At 69.4% G+C, this 18098-nt stretch carries 16 protein-coding genes; 12 read left to right on the forward strand and 4 right to left on the reverse strand.

Going from position 1 to position 18098, the window contains the following annotated elements; genetic code table 11:
* Positions 1-99 precede the first annotated feature (99 nt).
* The 5 genes from ACFYTS_RS18580 to ACFYTS_RS18600 all read left to right on the forward strand — a co-directional run bounded on the left by ACFYTS_RS18580 (position 100) and on the right by ACFYTS_RS18600 (position 3957).
* Positions 100-1674 carry a sensor histidine kinase gene (locus tag ACFYTS_RS18580; RefSeq protein ID WP_387305692.1) on the forward strand — a complete coding sequence of 525 codons (1575 nt, stop codon included), beginning with the start codon at positions 100-102 and terminating at the stop codon, positions 1672-1674.
* The gene (locus ACFYTS_RS18585) at positions 1671-2105 is read left to right on the forward strand and encodes a roadblock/LC7 domain-containing protein (protein WP_357276764.1); all 435 of its coding nucleotides are present in this window, start codon (positions 1671-1673) and stop codon (positions 2103-2105) included. Before ACFYTS_RS18580 ends, ACFYTS_RS18585 begins: the two co-directional genes overlap by 4 nt.
* Positions 2102-2449, forward strand: coding sequence for a DUF742 domain-containing protein (locus ACFYTS_RS18590; RefSeq protein ID WP_357082077.1), 348 nt, complete (start codon positions 2102-2104; stop codon positions 2447-2449). Before ACFYTS_RS18585 ends, ACFYTS_RS18590 begins: the two co-directional genes overlap by 4 nt.
* A complete protein-coding gene (locus tag ACFYTS_RS18595) occupies positions 2424-3020 on the forward strand; it encodes an ATP/GTP-binding protein (RefSeq protein WP_357276762.1) in 597 nt (198 codons plus the stop codon). Before ACFYTS_RS18590 ends, ACFYTS_RS18595 begins: the two co-directional genes overlap by 26 nt.
* Before the next feature lie 145 nt (positions 3021-3165).
* On the forward strand, positions 3166-3957 hold the full coding sequence (locus ACFYTS_RS18600) for an alpha/beta fold hydrolase (RefSeq protein WP_387305695.1): 792 nt from the start codon (positions 3166-3168) through the stop codon (positions 3955-3957).
* On the opposite strand, the gene ACFYTS_RS18605 is transcribed toward ACFYTS_RS18600, so the two are convergent.
* Positions 3958-4770 (reverse strand): helix-turn-helix transcriptional regulator, encoded by an 813-nt coding sequence (locus ACFYTS_RS18605; protein WP_387305698.1) that lies wholly within the window; start codon positions 4768-4770, stop codon positions 3958-3960. It abuts the gene before it with no gap.
* Positions 4771-5038: 268 nt separating this feature from the next.
* On the opposite strand from ACFYTS_RS18605, the gene ACFYTS_RS18610 reads away from it, so the two are divergent.
* The 4 genes from ACFYTS_RS18610 to ACFYTS_RS18625 are packed head-to-tail and all read left to right on the forward strand — an operon-like array spanning position 5039 to position 9913.
* On the forward strand, positions 5039-6220 hold the full coding sequence (locus tag ACFYTS_RS18610; protein ID WP_387305701.1) for a 2-deoxy-scyllo-inosose synthase: 1182 nt from the start codon (positions 5039-5041) through the stop codon (positions 6218-6220).
* Between the two features lie 7 nt (positions 6221-6227).
* Positions 6228-7511: a DegT/DnrJ/EryC1/StrS family aminotransferase gene (locus ACFYTS_RS18615; RefSeq protein ID WP_387305704.1), complete on the forward strand. Its 1284-nt coding sequence runs from the start codon at positions 6228-6230 to the stop codon at positions 7509-7511.
* Positions 7508-8713, forward strand: a complete 1206-nt coding sequence (locus ACFYTS_RS18620; RefSeq protein ID WP_387305707.1) for a GNAT family N-acetyltransferase — start codon at positions 7508-7510, stop codon at positions 8711-8713. The genes ACFYTS_RS18615 and ACFYTS_RS18620 overlap by 4 nt, the downstream gene beginning before the upstream one ends.
* Before the next feature lie 21 nt (positions 8714-8734).
* Positions 8735-9913, forward strand: coding sequence for a cytochrome P450 (locus ACFYTS_RS18625; protein ID WP_387305710.1), 1179 nt, complete (start codon positions 8735-8737; stop codon positions 9911-9913).
* Here the strand turns inward: ACFYTS_RS18625 and ACFYTS_RS18630 are convergent.
* The gene (locus ACFYTS_RS18630; RefSeq protein ID WP_387305713.1) at positions 9888-10880 is read right to left on the reverse strand and encodes a GlxA family transcriptional regulator; all 993 of its coding nucleotides are present in this window, start codon (positions 10878-10880) and stop codon (positions 9888-9890) included. The two genes, ACFYTS_RS18625 and ACFYTS_RS18630, sit on opposite strands and share 26 nt — an antisense overlap.
* A 91-nt stretch (positions 10881-10971) precedes the next feature.
* Here ACFYTS_RS18630 and ACFYTS_RS18635 point away from each other — a divergent pair, with 91 nt between their 5' ends.
* Positions 10972-11784 carry a dienelactone hydrolase family protein gene (locus ACFYTS_RS18635; RefSeq protein WP_387305716.1) on the forward strand — a complete coding sequence of 271 codons (813 nt, stop codon included), beginning with the start codon at positions 10972-10974 and terminating at the stop codon, positions 11782-11784.
* 41 nt (positions 11785-11825) lie between these two features.
* Here ACFYTS_RS18635 and ACFYTS_RS18640 read toward each other — a convergent pair whose 3' ends face one another.
* On the reverse strand, positions 11826-12950 hold the full coding sequence (locus ACFYTS_RS18640; protein WP_387305718.1) for an FAD-dependent oxidoreductase: 1125 nt from the start codon (positions 12948-12950) through the stop codon (positions 11826-11828).
* Positions 12951-13057: 107 nt separating this feature from the next.
* Here ACFYTS_RS18640 and ACFYTS_RS18645 point away from each other — a divergent pair, with 107 nt between their 5' ends.
* Positions 13058-13783, forward strand: a complete 726-nt coding sequence (locus tag ACFYTS_RS18645; protein ID WP_387305721.1) for a TetR/AcrR family transcriptional regulator — start codon at positions 13058-13060, stop codon at positions 13781-13783.
* 152 nt (positions 13784-13935) lie between these two features.
* On the opposite strand, the gene ACFYTS_RS18650 is transcribed toward ACFYTS_RS18645, so the two are convergent.
* Positions 13936-14595 (reverse strand): class I SAM-dependent methyltransferase, encoded by a 660-nt coding sequence (locus tag ACFYTS_RS18650; RefSeq protein WP_387305724.1) that lies wholly within the window; start codon positions 14593-14595, stop codon positions 13936-13938.
* A 256-nt stretch (positions 14596-14851) separates the two neighbouring features.
* On the opposite strand from ACFYTS_RS18650, the gene ACFYTS_RS18655 reads away from it, so the two are divergent.
* On the forward strand, positions 14852-18040 hold the full coding sequence (locus ACFYTS_RS18655; protein WP_387305727.1) for a BTAD domain-containing putative transcriptional regulator: 3189 nt from the start codon (positions 14852-14854) through the stop codon (positions 18038-18040).
* Positions 18041-18098 lie beyond the last annotated feature (58 nt).

Raw genomic sequence — 18098 nt, forward strand, 5'->3', positions numbered from 1 at the left:
CGGCAGTTTGCTCGGAGATACCGAAAGGTTCGGGGACACAGACGATTCTGCTATGGTGGCTCCGCCGATTTCAGGATCGGCCGGACGACAAGAGAATTGATGAATCAAGACAACGCCGTGCTGCTTTCCTGGGTCCTCGCCGCCGCTCTCGTGCTCGCGGTGGTAGGGGTGGTATTCCTGTGGCGCGCCCTGCGCGCCGAACGTGGGCGTGTCGCGGCTGTGCGCGAGGAACAGGTTGACCGCGACGCCGCGGTCGAGGCCATGATCGCGAACCTGACCGAGAATGTCGTGCCCGCCATCGGTGCGGCGGTGCGCCGCTCGGACCCCGACAACCCGACCGTGAACCTGCCGGTCGTCCTCGAACAGTCGCGCATCGCGGAACTGGTGTGGCAGTGGACCGCCCGCTGCGGCGAAGAACTGCAGAAGGTCGCCACCGAGACCGCCGAGCGGGTCGCGCGCGAACGCGCCAACGAGACCCAGCTCGCCCTCGCCCAGGCCGAATCCTCCCGCGAGAGCGCGATCGCCCAGATCGAGGAGATGGCGCAGCTGGCCATCGCCCAGGCCGAGGAGGCCGCCCGCGTCTCGGTCGCGCAATCGAACGAGAACGCCCGCGCCGCGGTCGCCGACGCCGCCGACAGCGCTCGTGCGCAGGTGGAAGGCGCGGCGCGCGACGCCACCTCCGCGGCCGTGCGCGCGTTCGGCGCGTCCGTGGTGAGCCTGGGCGCCGACGTCAGCCAGGTGGTGAGCGCCGCGCTGCGTCGCCACCGCAATGACGAGACCTTCGAGACGCTCACCCGCATCGACCATTCCGTGCAGCAGATGATCCGTCAGGCGCAGTCCTACGTGATCGTCTGTGGTGGTCTGCCCGGCCGCCGCTGGCCGCAGCAGTCCCTCACCGACGTCGTGGGCGGGGCCACCGGCCGCGTGCGCGACTACACCCGGGTGCGTTCGGGCGAACTGGACCGCCCGGTGGTGAGCCGCGTGGTCGAGCCGCTGGTGCACACCATCGCGACGCTGCTGGACAACGCCCTGCGCTACTCGCCGCCGACCTCGTTCGTGGACATCGGTTTCCAGGAGGGCCACCACGGCGTCACCGTCATCGTCGATGACGCCGGTGTCCGGATGAACCCCGAACAGCTCGAGGAGACCCGCCGCGTGCTGGCCGGCGACCAGGTCGTCGACATCCACGCGCTGGGCCCGACGCCCCGCGTCGGCTTCCCCGGTGTGGCCGCGCTGGCGCGCCGCTACGGGTTCTCGGTCTACATCGACGGCCCGAACATGTACGGCGGTATGCGTGCCATGGTGTTCATCCCCGAAACCCTGCTGGCCGCACCGGCCGCCGCGCAGCCGACCGCCCCTGCCGCGGTGCCGACGCCCGCCCCGGTGCCGATGACCGTGGCGGCCCCCGCCCCGGTGCCCGCGCCCACCCGGCTGCCCTCGCCCGATCCCGAACCTACCGTGGTGGCCATGGATTCGGTCGCACCCCAGGAACTGACCTCCGGCGGCCTGCCTCGACGGCGCCGCCGCTCCGCGACGGTGGCCCTGGCCACCGCCGGCCCGGACGCCGCGGACGCCACCGCCTCCGCGCGTCCCGATATCGCCGCTGCCTGGCACAGCGGCTCCCAGCGCGGCCGTGCGGCCGCGTACGAGCACTCCGAAGGGATGACATCGTGACCGGTACGCCCGCGACGGCAGTGAGTGATACCAACCGGCTGGCCTGGCTGCTCGAGGATCTCGAGGCCCCCGGTGTCCGGTTCGCCGTGCTGTTGTCCGAGGACGGCCTGCGCATCGCCCACACCGGCGGCGTCAGCATCGACGATGCCGAGCGGTTCGCCGCCGCGGCGTCGGGTCTGCGGGCCCTGGGCAAGGCGCTCGCCGAATTCTGTGGCGGTTCGCCCGGGAACTCGGTGCGCCAGAACATGACCGAGTACGCCGACGGGATGATCTTCATCACCGCCGCCGGAGCCGGTGCGCTGCTGGGAGTCTCGACCACCCAGGACGTCGACGTCAGCCTGGTCGCGCACCGGATGAACGAACTGGCCGGGCGGGTCGGGCGTGAGCTCGGCAGTACGTCGCGGACCAGAGTGGATCTGCCGCGGTCATGAGCCGGCCCCGGCGCGATCCCGACCTGGTCCGGGCCTACGTGCGCACCGGCGGCCGCTCGCGTCCGAGTCGGGCGCTGGATCTGGTCAGTCTGGTTGTCGCGGTGTCCGATCCGCCACCCGGTGCGTCCCCGGACGCTCGCCGCATCCTGCAGATCGCTCGGCGCGGGGTGCTGACCCCCGCCGAGCTGGCGGCCTACCTGGACCTGCCGCCATCGGTGGTGAAGATCCTGGTAGCCGATCTGCTCGACAGTGGCCATCTGGCCCACCCTGCCCCGGTGGAAGCGCTGCCGGGACAAGCCCTCTTGGAGGAGGTACTCCATGGACTCCGCGCTCTCTCCGCATGAGCGCGTCGTCGACTATGTGCCGGAGACCGTCACCCGCACCGTGAAGTTGCTGGTGGCGGGGAACTTCGGCGTCGGGAAGACCACGTTCGTAGGCAGTGTGTCCGAGATCCGGCCGCTGCGCACCGAGGAGACGATCACCGAGGCCAGCGTCGGCGTCGACGACATGGCCGGGTTGCCGGGCAAGACCACCACCACGGTGGCCATGGACTTCGGCCGCATCACCCTCAATCCCCGCCTGGCCCTGTATCTCTTCGGCACGCCCGGCCAGCGCCGGTTCGTGCCCATCTGGGAGGACCTGGCCGTCGGCGCGCTCGGCGCGCTGGTGCTGGTGGACACCCGCCGCCTGGACAAGGCCGACGAGGCGCTGTCGATCCTGGAGGAGCGCGGCGTGCCGTACGCGGTGGCCGTCAACGACTTCGACGGAGCGCCCCGCCACCCGCTCGAGGAGATCCGGGAGGCCCTCGACCTGGATCCGGACACCCCGCTGCTGCGTCTGGACGCCCGCGACCGCAACCCCTGCCTGCAGGCGCTGATCACTCTGGTCGAGTATCTGCTGGAGCCCCGCGTCTAGCCGTATTTTCTACGGGCAGAACATCATTCGTGGTGAGAGGCCTGGCGGAACGGGCCGCGTGACGGATCTCGCAAGGACGGTCACCCGGTGTGGAATCTGCTGTACGGTGAGCGATTCCTGCAGGGTGAACTGAAGGAGTTTCGGAATGCCGTTTGCGAGCAGAGGATCGGTGAAGATCCACTACACCGATACCGGCGGGCCGGGTCCGGCGGTGGTGCTCGGGCACGGGCTGTTCATGGATCAGGCGATGTTCGCACCCCAGATCGAGGCGCTCGCGCCCGACTACCGGATCATCGCCATCGATTCGCGCGGGCACGGCGAGACCGAGGACGACGACACCCCGTTCAGCTATTGGGATCTCGCCCGCGACGCCTGGGCGGTGGTGGACGAACTGGGCCTGGACCGGGTCGTGGTGGGCGGGGTCGGGCACGGCGGGTTCACGGCGCTGCGCATGGCGCTGCTGGCGCAGCCGCGTGTCGACGGGCTGATCGTGGTCGGTTGCAGCGGCACCGCCATGACCGCGCAACGCCGCGCCGGGTACCAGGAGGTGCTCGCGCAGTGGACGAGCAGCGCCACCCCGAGCCCGACCATCAGGATGGTGGGCTCACTCATGGTCGGCGGCACGGTCGAGGAGCAGCAGCCCTGGCGCGACAAATGGGGCGCCGCTGACCGCGAACGGATCCGGCTGGCCGGGGAGTGCCTGGTCAACCGGGACACCGTGCTCGAACTGCTCGGCGAGATCCGGTGTCCGGCGCTGGTGCTGCGCGGGCTGGCCGATCAGGCGATCAGCGCCGAGCAGGTCGAGGAACTGGCCTCGGCCCTGGGCAATCCGGTGCCGGTGCACACCATCGCCGGCGCCGCCATGACCCCCTCACTCACCCATCCCGGAGAGGTCAACGCGCTGCTGCGGGGGTTCCTCGCGGGCATGCCCCGCTGATCACGGCTCGAGCAGTCCGATGAACAACTGGTGCGCCGGGCCGGGGTCGGTCGCGCGATAGCGCTGCACCCGCACGTCGAACACGGTGGCGGTGCGGGGGTTTCGCAACGTGAAGGTGGGGTCCAGGCGGCCGATGTGCACATGGCCCTCGTTCCACAGCCGCCGGAAGTCGTGCTGCTGACCCAGTTCCCGCAGCAGACCGTCGAGGTCGCCGCTTTCCGGAACGCCGGCGGCGTAGGCGCGGAAGCGCCCGACCATCAACCGCGCCTCACGCTCCCACTCCTCGAGCACGATGCGCGCCCGCGGATCGGTGAACATCCAGCGCAGCACGTGCCCCCGGCACGACAGTCCCGGCAGCGCCTCGTCGAAGGCGCTGTTGCAGGCCACCACATTCCAGGCATCGTCGATCGCGGCGGCCAGATGCGGCAGCAGGGCGTCGAGCGTGGTGCGCACCGCGGAGGCCGCCGAGTCACCGTGACGCAACGCCCGCGCCGACGACGCCGCCGGACGCTGCTGGGCCAGGTGGTACAGGTGCACGCGTTCGGCCGGGTCGAGCTCGAGCACCACCGCGAGCGAATCCAGAATGGCCGGACCGGGATTGAGCGCCTCACCCTGCTCGATCTTGGCGATGTAGCCCAGACTGGCGTGGGTGGCCTCGGCCAGCTGCTTACGGGTCAGCCCCGCCGGATAACGCGTACTGGCCCGCGCCCGGCGTTCGCGCACGAACTCCGCCAGCGTGGGCGCGCGCAGCACCTCGACGGTCGGCAGCCCGAATTCGTTGTCGGCCAACAGCATCCCCTCGCACACGGTCATCTGCCCCCAGCCTAGGGGGCGGCACCGGGCGGGGCCGCACGGAACGACGACCCGGGGTGGCCGGAGGCGGCGGTACCACCGGCGGTGGTGGCGGCGCAACACCGTGTTTCGCACAGTGGTACTCGCGAATTCGCCTGCACCTGACTGGGGAATCCCAGCGGTTGCCAAGTGGGGAGCGCGCATTCGATATTTGCCGTGCGAGGGTCGGCAATGGCGCCGGCAGGGGAGTCGATGGGGGATCGGCCAATAGCGAGGAGCGGCACCGGAAATGGCCAATACTTCATTGTCGCGCGACGAATCGGGTCTGCGGTCGCGCACGATAGTGATCGGCGAACAATCGTTTCCCTACTATTTCGGCCGCGACTGCCTAGCCGAGATCGGTGCGGCGATCACCGCCCTGGGACCCGACAAACTCGTGATCGTCACCGACGACGACGTCCGCACCCGCTACCGTCACCACCTCGACACCCTGGCCGGATCCATTCCCGCACTGATCCTCTCGCATCCCTCCGGCGAATCCATGAAGACGCTGACCTGCCTGTCGAGCCATCTGGAGACCGCCTTGCGGGCCGGCGTCACGCGGCGTTCGGTCGTGGTGTCCTTCGGCGGCGGGGTGCCCGGGAATCTGGCCGGGCTGATGGCGAACCTGCTGTTCCGAGGGGTGCGGCTGGTGCACGTGCCGACCACCACGATCGCCGCCATGGATTCGGTACTGTCGCTCAAGCAGGCGATCAACTCCGGGGTCGGGAAGAATCATCTGGGCACCTATTACGCGCCCGAGGCGGTATTCACCGACGTCGAACTGTTCACCACCCTGCCGGAGCGCGAATTGCTTTCGGGATTGTGTGAAATGGCGAAGAATTGCCTCGCGATCCAACCGTCGGCGCTGGACGGATTGCGGAGGGTCATCGCGGCGGGCGAATTGAGCAGCCCGCATTCGCTGCTGTGGTTGCTGGACGCGAGCATCGCCGCGAAATCCGCGGTCACCCGGTCGGACACCTTCGAGCGCCGCACCGGGCTGGTCCTCGAATACGGGCACACCACCGGGCACGCCATCGAGATCTGCGATCACCGGGTGCGCGGGGTCGCGGGACTTCCGCACGGCGCGGCGATTGCGCTGGGAATGCTGGTGGCCGCGCATATCTCGCACGCACGGGGATGGCTGTCCGATGACGAGGTGAGCGTCCACTACGAGATCGTCACCGGGCTGGGCGTGGAGCCGGCGCTGCCCGCGTCGGTGAGCGTCGACGATGTGCTCGCGGTGATCGCCGACGACAACAAGAAGGGGTACCTGCCGCCGCGGCCGGACACGGTGCCGTTCGTGCTGCTGCGGTCGCTGGGGCGTCCGGCGAATACGGGGGACCTTCCGCTGGTGCCGGTGCAGGTGTCGGAGATCCGGGCCGCGCTCGATGTCGTCGCGCGGACGTCCGCGCCGGTCGTGGTCGGGTAGGCGCGCCATGCTCGCACTGCACGGGGGTGCGTCGGTCCGCGGGGGACGGGCCTGGCCGCGCTGGCCGCAATACGACAATCGGACCGCGGCGGAACTGCTTGCCGCGCTGCACTCCTCGCGCTGGTCGGTGACCTGGTACAGCCCGCGCGGCGGCAAGTCCCGCGAGCGGTTGTTCGGCGAGGCGTTCGCCCGCTACAACGACGCGGCCTACGGGATCAGCGTGGACCACGGGTCCAGTGCGCTGGTGATCGCGTTGGAGGCGCTGGGGATCGGGCCCGGGGACGAGGTGGTGGTGCCGGCCATGACCTGGGTCGCTCCGGCGACGGCGGCGCTGCGGGTGGGCGCGGTCCCGGTGCTCGCCGATGTCGATCCCGATACCGGCTGCCTGACCGGTGATGAACTGCGCGCGGTCGTCTCGCCGCGCACGCGGGCGGTCATCGTGGTGCATCTGGCGTGCACCGCGGCCGAACTCGACGACATCGTGGCGGTCACCGGTGACGAGGGGCTCGCCTTGATCGAGGATTGCTCGCAAGCGCACGGCACTCGGTGGGCCGGGCGCGCGGTCGGGACGTTCGGCGCGATCGGGGTGTTCAGCCTCGGTGCGGCCAAGTCGCTGGCCGCGGGGGAGGCCGGGGCCGCGATCACCGACCGCCGCGACCTGTACGAGCGGATGCTCATGCTGCGCGCGGACTCTCGCGCGTACACGGAGGCCGCACCCGCTGCCGGGGAGTTCGAGCTCGTCGAACAGGCCACGGTCATGGGCGCGAACTACTGCATGTCCGAACTCACCGCGGGGCTCCTGCTCGACCAGTTGCCGCGCCTCGACGACCAGCACGCGCTGCGTGAGGCCAGAGCGAAGGAGCTGGAAGCCGGGCTGCCCGACATTCCCGGCCTGGAACGCATTCCCGTCCCCGCGGCGGTGGACCGGCGTGCCGTCTACGAATACGGAATCCGTCTGCAACCTGGTGCTTTCGGTCTCGCAAGCGTCGATCAGGTGGCGGCGGCGCTCACGGCCGAACTCGGAACCAAGGTCTACCCGCCCCGCGATCCGCTGCACCGCAGCGCTCTGCTGCGCCCGCAGACCAAGCCTCGCTTCGCGCGGCGCTGGGCCGAGGCCGTCGAACGCGCCACCGGGCGCGACTTCACCGGCGCCGACCACTACCGCGATCACACCCTGCTCATGCACCACAGCGTGCTGCTGGGCGAGCGCGCCGACATCGACGACATCCTCACCGCGCTGGACAAGGTGCGCACCCACGCCGCCGCCCTCGACCCGAAAGGCCTGGCATGACCTCGGAACTCATGGCCGACTGGCAGAGCCGCACCATCGACGGGATCCGCACCCGCCGCGCCGTCGAATCCGACTGGGAGGCGCTGCGCGGGCGCTACGACCGCGCGTTCGGGGGCGTGAAGACCCACGATTTCGAGGCGTGGAAACGGCAGTTCCGGCTCGAGGACATCGCGGTGGTGGAGGACGTCACCGAGGCCGGGGAACCGCGCATCGTGGGGACCGCGGCCATCATTCGCACCACGGTGACCGCGCCGGGCGGGGCCCAGCTGACCGTCGCGGCCTGCGCGCAGGGGATGGTCGCCACCACCCATCAGAAGCGCGGAATCTACGCCAAGGTGCAGGCCGAGCTGATGGCCATCGCCCTGGAGACCGAAGCCGACGTGTTCGCCGCCATGCCCGGGCCCGGCGGCAGTTACGCCTATGTCGGCGTCACCACCCACACCCGGCATCTGCGGATCGACCGCGCGCGGGCGAAACTTCGAGCGGCCGAACCGGATTCGGGCCGAGTGCGGGAGTCTTCGTACACCGAGTCGATGGGGGAGCTGCGCCGGCTCTACGCCCGCTGGCAGCAGGGCACGCCCGGGGCGCTGGATCGCGCGGAGTCCTGGTGGCCCAGTGCGTTGCATCCGCGGGCGTTCGTCTTGACGCACGCCGACGGCTATGTCGTCTACGAACTCGCCGGAGACACCGTGCATGTGCGCGACTTCTGCGCGCTCACCGTGCCCGCCCACCGGGAGCTGCTGCGCTGCCTGCTCGGCCAGGGCGAATACGCCCGGATCCTCCTCGACACCGCCATCGACGACCCCACCCCGCTGTTGCTCGAGGATGCTCGCGCCGCGGCGGTGACCGGCGTCGATGCCGGGTTGTCGACGTGGATCCTGAACCTGCCCAAGGCCATCGCGGCACGAGAGTTCCGGGCCGACTTCCACGGTGTCATCGAGGTGGCCGATCCGTGGGGGTTGAGCGCCGGCGCCTACCGGCTCGACATCACCGGCGGCCACGGCACCTGGACGCCCGCCGACGGGGCGGCCGCCGACGTCCGCATCGGGCCGCTCGAACTCACGACCGCCTACTTCGGCACGCACTCGATCAGCGAGTTCGAGCGCGCGGGCCGCGTGTACTCACTCACCGCCGGCGCCGCCGACGCACTCGACCGCGCCTTCGCCACCACGCGGAAACCCTTCAACACCACACCCTTCTGAACGCACCCGAGGACACCACCGATGACAACCACACCCGCCGAACCCCTGCCCGCGGCCGGCGCCGCGCGCGACACGACCCCGTCGGTCTGCCCGGTCACCGGCGTCGTCGGCTCCGGCATCACCCGCACCACCACCCCCACTGGCGACTCCGCCTGGCTGGCCACCGGCTACGACCTGGTCCGTGACCTGTTCACCGACCCGCGCCTGGGCCGCTCGCACCGCACCCCGGAAACCGCGGCGCGCCTGGGGGAATCGGCCTTCTCCGGCGGCCCGATCGGCAACTTCGACACCGAACTCGAAGACCACGCCCGCATGCGCACCCTGCTGCAACCGCACTTCTCACCCAAACGCATGCGTGAACTGCGCCCGCGCGTGGAACAACTCACCACCGAACTGCTCGACGCCATGGAGGACCAGGGCCCGCCCGCCGACCTGCAAGCCGCCCTGGCGCTTCCGCTGCCACTGCTGGTGATCTGCGAACTGCTCGGCGTCCCCTACGAGGACCGCAACCGCTTCCGCGACTGGGTCGACGCCGTCGGCAATGTCGCCGACCGCGCCAAGGTCGAACAGGGCGTCGCCGAACTGTTCGCCTACTGCCTGCACCTGGTCGGCCGCAAACGCCGCTACCCCGGCGACGACGTGGTGTCACGCCTGTGCGCCGTCGACGGCGTCACCGACGACGAAATCGCCACGCACGCCATGGTTCTCCTGTTCGCCGGCCACGAAACCTCCGCCGTCCAGATCGGCGTCGGCATCCGCATGCTGCTCGAGAACCCCGCCCAGTTCCAGCTCCTGCACGAGCGCCCCGACCTGGTCGCCTCCGCCGCCGAGGAACTCCTGCGCGCCTGCAACGCCAGCAGCCTGCCCCGCTATGCCCGCGACGCCCTGACCGTCGGCGACACCGACATCGCCCCCGGCGACCTCGTCCTGCTCGGCGTGGCCTCCGCCAACCACGACCGCACCACCTTCACCCACCCGGACCGGGTCGACATCACCCGCCAGGAATCGGCCCATTTCATGTTCGGCTACGGCCCCCGCTACTGCCTCGGCGCTCCGCTGGCCCGGCTCGAGCTCCAAATAGCGTTCTCGCAGTTGGTGACTCGTTTCCCGACCCTGGCCTTCGCCGTGGATCCCGCCACTCTCACCGAACGTGACGACATCTTCACCGGCGGACTCACGGCGTTGCCGGTGCGCTGGTAGCCGAGCGCTTGAAGGCGGTTCTGTACTCGCCGGGCGCGCAGCCGGTGTGCCGTCGGAAGAGTTTGGCGAAGGTCGCGGCGTCGCGATATCCGACGAGGTGACTGATCCTCGCCACCGAATGATCGGTTTCCTCCAAGAGCAGGCCGGCCCGCCGCACCCTGGCCCGCTGGAGGTATTCCAAAGGCGTCTGCTGCGTTTCGCTGGTGAAACGGCGCAGCAACGTCCTCGGGCTGACCCCGATGACCGCGGCCAGGGCATCCAGGTCGTAGCGCTGGTCGAGGTTTCGATCCAGGTACCGCGTCACCTCTCGCGACAGCTGACCACCGCGGCGGGCCGGAACGAGTGCCGGGTCGACATACGGAGTTTGCCGAGTCCGAGTGTCATCTAGCAGCGTCAGTCTCGCGGTTGTCCGTGCCACCCGATCTCCGTGGTGTTCACGCACCAGCGTCAGCGCCAGGTCGTACATCGCACTGAACGCCGCTGTGGTGATCACCTCCGCGTCGGCGACCACCACCGTGCGCTCGGCCACGACACTGACCTCCGGGTACGTCTCCGCCAGATCATGCGCGTACAGCCACGAGGTGGTCGCCTCGCGCCCACCGAGCAACCCGGCCTCGGCCAGCAGAAACGCCCCGACACAGATCGACACCACCTTCGTGCCCTGCGCGCGAAGCCTCTGAATCGCGGCGATCTCGGGCCCCAACCGCGACCGCACACCCGCGAACGTCGCGCCGGAACCCGTCTCGAACCCCGGCACGATCAACACATCGACCTCGCGCAGCGCCGACACCGCGACCCGCAGCCCACCCGCCGCCACCACGTGCCGCCGCGGCGACAGCACAACGATCTCCGGCGCCTGCCCCGCGGGCGCAACCTGCGCCGCGATCGTCAGCAGATCCGGCACCGAGTACACCTGCGACGCGAAGCACCCGTCATACGCCAGCACCCCCACCCGCAATCGCGTCACATCACACCTCCTGCGCCGGTGGCCAGATCACCCTCATACATGGCGATCCAGCCTATGTGACAGGCCGCGCCCACGCCCTACCTTCCTCGGCATGGACCATGACGACCCTCTCGACGACTTCACCCCACGCGCTGTCACCGTCGACGACATCACCAAGATCGTCCACGTCTCCGGATCCGGCCCCGCTGTCATCCTCATGCCCGAAATGCCTGGCATCAGCCCAGACGTAGCCCGCTTCGCCCGCTGGATCCGAGACGCCGGCTTCACCGTTCACATGCCCTCCCTCTTCGGCGTGGACGGCGCCTACCCCACCGTCGAACTGGGCAAGCGCGTCTACAACCACATCTGCGTGAGCGCCGAATTCCGAGTGCTCGCCGGCACCGGCACCAGCCCCGTCGTCAGCTGGCTTCGCGGCCTGGCGCGCCGAGCCCACGCGGAATGCGGCGGCCCCGGAGTAGGCGCGATCGGCCTCTGCCTGACCGGAAACTTCGCCCTCACAATGACCCTCGACCCCGCCGTAATAGCTCCCGTGATCAACCACCCCTCCCTACCCTTCGACGACCCCTGCGCCCTCGAACTCTCCCCAGCGGACGCCTCCGCGATCGCCGCCCGCTTCGAACGCGAAGATCTCCGAGCCCTCGGCTACCGCTTCGAGGGTGACAAGTGGTGCACAGCAGCCCGATTCGCCGCCTACCACTCCCTCCTGGGCGACCGCTTCGACGCCCGAGTCCTCCCCGCCGCCCAAGCAAACCCCACCCCACCCCCCTTCTTCGCCCAGACAGTCCAAACCCCCCACAGCGTCGTAACCGCCCACCTCGTGGACAAACCCGGCCACCCCACCCTCGAAGCCCGAGACGAAATCCTCGCCTTCCTGACCACCCGCCTGACCACCCCTCCGCAGTAGCCCGCGAAAGCGGGATCCGCAGCGGCGGAAGGTGAACGTCCTCAGGACAGTTTGGCTTCGGGGGCGAAGGCGGGCAGCTTGTCGAGGCTGCTGCGCACGGCTTCGGTGGCGTACTCGAACATCTGTCGCTCGTAGTCGTCGACCGCGCTGAGCAGACCCTGGCGGCCTTCGTTGGCCTCGATCAGGCAGCGGCGCAACAGGTCCGCGTCGCGCAGCGCGGTGTTCGCGCCGTTGCCGCCGGTCGGGGAGGTGGCATGGATCGCGTCGCCGAGCAGCGTGACCGGGCCGGAGACCCAGCGCTCACCGGGCTTGACCACCCGGATGGACAGGAGCGTGCTGTTGTCCGGGTCGGCCTGCTCGATCAGCGCGCGCAGCTGCCGGTGCCAACCTTTCATCCTGGACAGCACGGCTTCCTGGGCGGTGAGGTTCTCCAGTGAGCCGTTCGGCGGCAGGATCATCGCCCAGCGCACGTAGTCGCCGATGTCGGGCAGTGTGACTTCGGGGGCCAGGTGTTCGGCGGCCTGCTTCGGCGGGGTTCGGAAGCGCATTGCGCCGAGCAGCAGGCTGACGCCGTCGCCCGTGACCTTCGAGCCGAATGCCTTAGCCAGACTGGCGAATTCGTCGGTCAGCGGGGTGCGGCCGATGACGAACCGGACGCCGGTGTCGGTCGGGGTGGTCTGTGGCGACAACACCCCCCGGACCGCGGAAGTGACTCCGTCCGCGCCGACGAGCAGGTCGGCGGTGGCCGGGCCGCGGCGGGCGAACCGGGCTCGGACCTTGCCGCCGGCCAGCACGTCGTAACCGGTCAGCGCGGCATCGGTGTGCACGGTGAGACCGGTCAGCAACAGGTGTCGCAGCACCTGCCGGTCTACGACGATGCCGGCCCGGCTCGCGCCGAGCCTGCCGATCTCGTTCAGTTGCGGATCCAGGATCAGCTGTTCGGCGGAGGCGTCCATGACGATCTCGTCGAGCAGCGGGTGCCATCGCGTCGGCAGGCAGCCGCGCACCGCCTGGAAGCCGGTGGGATTCAGCACGAGCCGGTAGCCCTGGAACCGCGCGACGATCCCCGGGTCGCGCTCGAACACGTCGACCTCGATCCCGGCACCACGCAGACCCTGCGCGAGAGCCAGACCTCCCAGACCGGCTCCGACGACGGAAACTCGCATCACGCACCTCCTGGACAGCAACTGGACAGCAATGTGAACTAAGTTCGCTTCTAACGAACTAAGTTCTACGAAACGAACTTAGTTCGTGTCAAGCTATAGTTGGCGGTATGCCCGCTGATCCCCGCCAACGCCGCGCAGCCCGCCACGCCCAACCCGCAACCGAAGCTGTCGTGTCGGCGCCACGCAAGAAACCCATCACCGTCGAACGGATCACCGACGCCGCCCTGGAAGTCGTCGCCACCGAGGGGTATGACGCGCTGACCATCCGCCGGGTCGCCGCCGCGCTGGGCACCGGTCCGTCGTCGCTCTACGCGCACATCGTCAACAAGGACGACATCGACGATTTGCTGATCGGCAGGCTCTACGCTGAAGTCGTTCTCCCCGAACCGAATTCGGACGCCTGGCGTGAGCAGTTGCTCGGGGTGTACACGCAGATCCGCGACCTGTACCTGAAATACCCCGGAGTCTCGCGGGCCGCGCTGGCCATGGTGCCGACCAATCTGGAAACGCTGCGGGTCGGCGAAGGAATCCTGGCGATCCTGCTCGCGGGCGACATCGAACCCAAGGCCGCCGGATGGGCCCGCGACGCGATGTCTCTCTACGTCAGCGCCTATGCACTGGAAAAGTCACTGGTCCAACAACGACGCAAGCACCAGGATCAGGAATGGGTGCTCAGCCACGAGGAGTTGCTGGACCGCTTCACCGCACTGCCCGTGGAGAAATTCCCTCTGACTCGACGCCATGCCTCCGAGTTGATCTCCGGCAGCGGACACGAGCGCTTCGAGTTCACCCTCCGCCTGCTCATGAACGATCTGCAACCCGCAGCCAGGTGACCCGCGGCGCGCAACGGCCACATGTTGCCGAGACAATCACCGATCCGCACCAGGGGCGCGCGTTCACGAGACAACTTCGGCCACAGCAAGTTTCCGAGGGCCGGATAGGGCCAGGTGTCGCCGGCCGATTCCATGGCTTCGTTGCTGCGCTTCTACGCGGTCTTGCGGCGCGCGAGGATGATCCCGCCGAGCGGACTCTCGGCCGAAGTCAGAGTCTTCTCGGTCTCGACGACGAAGCCCGCATCGTCGAGCCACGTGCGCATTCGGCTGTGCCGACGGCGATGGACCTGGAGATGCATGGGGTGTCCGCCGTAGCCGTGGGTCTTCACAATCGACTCGTCTCCGACGTGGAAGCCGAGTAGCAGTGGTCCGCCTGGGCGAAGCACTCGCTGGAATTGGTCGATGACGGAACCGAGTTCGTCATCGGGGATGTGGATCAGCGAATACCATGCGATCAGGCCGGCCAGCGAGGCGTCCGGGAGGGCGAGGTCGGTCATGGAGCCGACGTCGAACCGGAGGTCGGGGTGATCACGGCGGGCGACTTCGATCATCCCGGGCGAGAGGTCGATTCCGAATGCCTCGACATCCAGTTGATGCAGGTGGGCGGTGATCCGCCCCGCTCCGCAGCCCACATCTGCGACCAGGCCGCCACCCTGGACTCGCACTCGTTCGGCGAACGACGCCAACGCTGAACGTTCTTCGGGTGTTTCGTCCAAGAGGTAACGGGTGAGGTCTGCATACGCAGTGGCGACCGTGTCGTACGACCTCTGCGTGGCTTCGAGCCAGCCGTCAGCGTTCAGCCCCGTTCCCACAGTCGAACTCTATCCGGAGAACCCGATCGGGACCCGCCCTCAGTTCAGGGCTGGTCGGTTGCGCCACAGGCGATCCCACTGTCTGCATGTACTACGGGGCGTGCGGTTCGCGATGCCCAACCTGGCGCAGTTTGACGAGCGGCTCGATGCCACGCAGGATCGATCGTGAGATGGGCGATTCATGCTGGTAGGGCTATTGGGTCCGATAATGGTGGAGGCCGCGGACGGGACGCGTGCGTCGGTCGGGGGGCCTCGGGTGCGGGCGTTGCTGGGGTTGCTGGCGCTGGAGGCCGGGCGAGTGGTGCCGGCGGCGCGACTGGTCGATGGGGTGTGGGGGGAGGATCCGCCCGCAGGGACGGGAAATGCGTTGCAGACCTTGGCGAGTCGGTTGCGTGCGGCCGCGCCGGGGGTGGTGCGGAGCGATGGGGGCGGGTATGTGCTCGAGCTCGCTCCCGAGGATGTGGACGCGCATCGGTTCGCTCGGGAGGTCGAGGCGGGGCGGGCATTGCTCGCGGCCGGGGAGACCGAAGCAGCGGTCGCGCGCCTCGATGCCGCGCTCGCGTTGTGGCGTGGGGAACCGTTCACCGATGTGGGGGAGTCGGAGGTATTGCGCGCCGCGGCACTGCGATTGACCGAACAGCGGCTGGACGCCATAGAACTGTGGGCGGACGCCTTGCGAGCCTCGGGGCGAGGCGGCGAGGCGCTGCGTGAGCTCCGCGCGGAAGTTGTGGCGCATCCTTTCCGTGAGACGCTGGCCGCGCGGCTGGTGCGGGCACTGGCGTCGGCGGGACGAACATCCGAGGCGATACAGGAGTTTCAGCGAATCGAGGCCTTGCTGCGGGAAGAACTCGGCACGGCGCCCGCCGAGGTGCTGCGCTCGGCGTTGGCCGAGATTCACACGATTGGACCTCGGGATCGCGAGGTAGGCGAACCTGCGATCGCGACGATGTCCGGCTCGGGTCCAGCGGGAGTCGCGGCAGCATCCCGGGTCAGCGGTACATCGAAGATCCCCGCGCCGCCGCTTCCCAAGCGGCACACCAGTTTCGTCGGACGCGGCCGTGATGTGGAGGGGGTGCGGCTGGCGCTGCGCGAGGCCCGGCTGGTGACCTTGTCGGGTTCCGGCGGCGTGGGGAAAACCCGGCTGGCCGCGGAGACGGTCGGGGCGCACACCGTGGACTGGGCGGATGGTTACGCCTTCGTCGAGCTGGCTGCGCTCGAGCGTGAACGAGCCGACCGGTCGGCTGTGACCGCGGTCGGCGTGGCGATAGCGAATGCCCTCACCCAGTTCGAGCGACCCGACGAACTGTCCACCGAGTGGGCCGACGTCCTGGAACGGACGCTGTCCGGCCGTCGCATGCTGCTGGTACTCGACAACTGCGAGCATGTCGTGGAGGCGGCCGCGCGTCTGATCGACGATCTTCTGCAGCGGCTGCCCCTGCTGCGGGTGCTCGCCACGAGCCGGGAGCCGATCGGCGTGGACGGCGAGCGACTGTATCCGGTCCGGACCCTGGATCTGCCTGAAGCCGACGCCGATCTACCTGCGGCCGGCGCATCGCCCGCGGTCCGCTTGTTCATCGACCGCGCCACCGCGGCACTTCCGGATTTCGTTCTGTCCGACAGCAATGCGGCCGACATTCGGGCCATCGTGCGCGGACTCGACGGCATGCCGCTGGCCATCGAACTGGCCGCCGCCCGCCTTCGGAGCCTGCCGCTGCCAGAGCTCGAGGCGCGGCTCACCGATCGATTCCGGCTGCTCACCAACAGCACTCGTCACGCGGTCGCACGCCATCGCACCTTGCACGCGGCCGTCGCCTGGAGCTGGGAACTGCTCACCGATGCGGAAGCCGCCGCGGCCCGGCGCTTCTCCCTCTTCGCGGGCGGCGCGACCTTGGACGCCGTCATCGGCGTGTGCGGTCCGGACGCCATCGACACGGTCTCCTCGCTGGTGACGAAGTCGCTGGTGGACTTCGATGGGCAGCGCTATCGAATGGCCGAGACCATCCGAGCCTATGCGACCGCGGAACTGACCGCCGGCGGTGAGGCGGACGCGGTCGCCCGCACCCATGCCGACTACTTCCTGGAGTTCACGGACGCCGCCGCGCACGGATTGCGCACGGCCGCACAACCGGATTGGCTCGCGCGCCTGATCGCCGAACACGGCAATGGTGAGGCGGCGCTGCGCTGGGCGCTGGAGGTCGGTGACGGCGAGCGCGCGGTTCGCCTGTTCGCGAATCTCGTCTGGTACTGGCTGCTGCGCGGATTGCACGGCGACATCGCCGAACGCCGCCGCGAGGTCCTCGCCCTGCTCGGCGACACACCACCGCCAGGGTGCACCGGGGCCTACCTGGCCTGCCGGTACGCCGAGGATGTGCCGGCGTACTTCACCAATATCTGGTGGGGGCAGATCCGCGAGAACACCGGGGAATTCGAGCGGCTGACCCGCGCGGCCCTCACCGAGGATCGACCCCCGCACCCGATGTTCGTCTTGATCCTCGCGCTGCGCGACCTGCTCGGCGACGATGACCGCCTGCTGACCGCGTGCGCCACCTCCGACGATCCCTGGTTGCGCGGAAATGCGCTGATCGCCAAAGGTTTCGATGGACTCGGCGGCGATCATCCGGCCCGCGCCCTCCCGACCCTGGAGGCGGCGGTGGCCTGCCTGAGCGCGCACGGCGACTCCCGGTCACACAGCCGCGCCCTGATCTCGCTGGCCAGCTACCGGACCCGGATGCTCGGCCTGGACAGCGCTCGCCCGCTGATCGCGAGCGCGCTGGAACTGCTCAGCCCCGATCTGGGCGCCGGCGAGCGCATGGGCGTGCTGCTGTTCACCGCGGACATGTACCTGGTCGGTGGCGACGCGGATGCCGCGGAGGTCTACATCGATCGGGCCGAAGCCTTGATCACCCCGCACATCATTCCCGCGCCCGGGCGATTCCTGACCGCGATGAGGGCGCACCTGGCGCATCTGCGCGGCGACGACGACGGCGCGATGGAGCTGTACCGGCGGATGGCCGAGTATCCGCTGCCCATCGGCCCGCCGCCCGCGGGCCGCCACGATACCGTCCGCTTCGTGAACCTGGTCTTCGTGTGCACCGCGCACGCGGCGGCCCTGGTCGCGGCCGGCCGGCCGGACGACGCGCTGCGCGAGCTGGCCGTGCCCCGAGATCTGGCCGCCCAGTCGTCGGCGGCGCTGCTGGCCGAGATCGGAATCGGTTACGCCCTGGTCGCGCTCGCGAAGGGCGCTCCGGGCAGCGCGGCGCGGATTCTCGGCGCCACCGACCGGATCAACCGGCGGGCCGGGGTGAGCCGCATCGGCCCGTTCCGGCGGCGGGCGCTCGGGCAAGCGGAGGCGGCGCTCGGGCCGGCGCGCCTGGGCGCGGAGTTCCTCGCGGGCGCACGGCTTCCAGACGAGGCGGTGCTCGAACTGCTGCGTACCGTTCGCTGACAACGACTGTCAGCGGACGGTATGGGCCGCACTGGATGCTCGGGACGCGTATCCCACC

This window comes from Nocardia sp. NPDC004151 (assembly GCF_042874235.1).
GTDB lineage: Bacteria > Actinomycetota > Actinomycetes > Mycobacteriales > Mycobacteriaceae > Nocardia.